Genomic DNA, 2,456 nt, shown 5'->3' with positions numbered 1-2,456 from the left:
GATGGTTTGCCCGCCGGCATCACGCTGATTGCGCCTGCCTGGCAGGATCGCGCGCTGGCCGGTTTTGGTGTGCGCTGGCAACAGCAGATGGCGCTGCCGCTCGGCGCCACCGGCAAAGCGCAGCCTGCTCAGCAAAGCGCATTGCCAGTGTCCGCCGATCACGTCCGCGTGGCGGTGGTGGGCGCGCACCTCACCGGCATGCCGCTCAACTTCCAGCTCACTACACGCCAGGCGGTGTTAGTCGAAGAGACGCAAACCGCCAGCAATTACCGCCTGTTCGCCCTGCTCGATGGCCCGATTAAGAAGCCGGGCCTGCTGCGTGGTGAAAGCGGTGCGGCGATCACCGTGGAACTGTGGGATATCCCGCTGGCGCGCTTTGGCGAGTTCGTGGCGGAAATCCCGGCCCCGCTCGGCATTGGCTCGCTGACGCTGGCCGACGGACGCATCGTCAAAGGCTTTATCTGTGAACCGGCCGTGCTGTCGCAGGCGCTGGAAATTACCGAATTTGGCGGCTGGCGCAACTGGCTGGCTTCTCAGGGGAGTAAATAAGCATGTTCAGCACCGTTCTGATTGCTAACCGTGGCGAAATCGCCTGCCGCGCCATCCGCACCTTAAAACGCCTCGGCGTGAAAAGCGTTGCCGTCTATTCCGATGCCGATCGCAACGCGCGCCACGTCAAAGACGCTGATGTCGCCATCGCCCTCGGCGGCGACAAAGCCAGCGACAGCTATTTACGCATCGATAAAATCCTCGCCGCCGCACAGGAAACCGGCGCGGAAGCCATCTGGCCGGGCTACGGTTTCCTGTCAGAAAGCCTGCCGTTTGCCGATGCCTGTGAAAAAGCTGGCATCGCCTTTGTCGGCCCGACCGCGCAGCAGATTGGCGAATTTGGCCTGAAACACCGCGCGCGTGAGTTAGCCGCCAGCGCGGGCGTGCCGATGACACCGGGCACGCCGCTGCTGAGTTCGCTGGATGAAGCCTTGAGCGCCGCCGACACCATCGGTTATCCGGTGATGCTGAAAAGCACCGCGGGCGGCGGCGGCATTGGCCTGACGCGCTGCGCCGACGCCGATGCGCTGGGCAATGCGTGGGAAAGCGTGCGCCGTCTGGGCGAGCAGTTCTTCAGTGATGCGGGCGTGTTTTTAGAACGCTGCATCGACCGCGCGCGCCACGTTGAAGTACAGATTTTTGGCGACGGCAGCGGCAAAGTGATCGCGCTCGGCGAACGCGACTGCTCGCTGCAGCGCCGCAACCAAAAAGTAGTGGAAGAGACGCCGGCACCGAATCTGCCGCAGGCGACGCGTGAAGCCTTGCTCTCTTCCGCCGTTCGCCTAGGCGAACTGGTGAATTATCGCAGCGCCGGAACGGTGGAATATATCTACGACGCCGAACAGGACGCCTTCTACTTCCTCGAAGTGAACACCCGCCTGCAGGTTGAGCATCCAGTCACCGAGTGCGTCACCGGCCTCGACCTGGTTGAGTGCATGCTGAAAGTGGCTGCGGGCGATGCCATCGACTGGGCGCGCCTGCAACAGGCTCCGCAAGGCGCATCGATTGAAGTACGTATCTACGCTGAAGATCCGCTGAAAAACTTCCAGCCAAGTCCGGGCGTGTTGACCGGCGTCTGTTTACCGGATGATGTGCGCGTCGATGGCTGGATCGATACCGGCACCGAAGTCTCGGCGTATTACGATCCGATGGTCGCCAAGCTAATCGTGCATGCCGACACGCGCGAAGCGGCACTGGAAAAGATGCAGCAGGCGCTGGCCGCCACGCAACTGCATGGCATCGCCACCAACCTCGATTATCTGCGCCAGATCGTCGCCACCGACGCCTTCCGCAGCGGCAACGTGTGGACGCGCTTCCTTGATAGCTTCACGCCCGCCGCCAGCGTGATTGAAGTGCTGCAACCCGGCACCTTCAGCAGCATTCAGGATTTCCCTGGCCGCCTCGGCTACTGGGATATTGGCGTGCCGCCGTCCGGTCCAATGGACGATTTCGCCTTCCGCCTCGCCAACCGCATTGTCGGCAACCACGACAGCGCCGCTGGTCTGGAATTCACTCTGCAAGGCCCCACGCTGCGCTTCCACAGCGATGCCATCATCGCCTTAACTGGCGCCGATTGCCCAGCCGACGTCGATGGCGAAAGCATTGCGTACTGGCAGCCCGTCAGCGTCAAAGCAGGACAAACGCTGACGTTGGGCCGCGCGCAGAGCGGCTGTCGCACCTACTTAGCGGTGCGCAACGGGTTCGATGTGCCGGAATATCTCGGCAGTCGATCCACCTTCTCGCTCGGTCAGTTTGGCGGCCACGCCGGACGCACCTTGCGCGTTGCCGACATGCTGCCGATCTCCCAGCCGCAGCTCGCGGCCTGCACCACGCCCGCGCCGGTCAGCGCACCGCAGGCGCTCGATCATGCGCTGGTGCCGCATTACGGCACCGAATGGCGCATCGGC

At 63.1% G+C, this 2,456-nt stretch carries 1 protein-coding gene and 1 pseudogene; both read left to right on the top strand.

Annotation, left to right across the window (positions count from 1 at the left end):
• Positions 1–549, top strand: a pseudogene (locus RTM06_RS19790) (allophanate hydrolase); the annotation flags it as partial.
• A gap of 2 nt (positions 550–551) precedes the next feature.
• Positions 552–2,456 (top strand): biotin carboxylase N-terminal domain-containing protein (locus tag RTM06_RS19785; RefSeq protein WP_312184463.1); only part of this gene is annotated, 1,905 nt, incomplete at its 3' end.

Origin of the sequence: Pantoea sp. CTOTU46764 (genome assembly GCF_031974595.1) — a bacterium.
GTDB classification, from domain to species: Bacteria; Pseudomonadota; Gammaproteobacteria; order Enterobacterales; family Enterobacteriaceae; genus Pantoea; species Pantoea trifolii.
The sequence above is the reverse complement of the archived record's forward strand: the minus strand, read 5'-3'. Positions and strand labels throughout refer to the sequence as shown.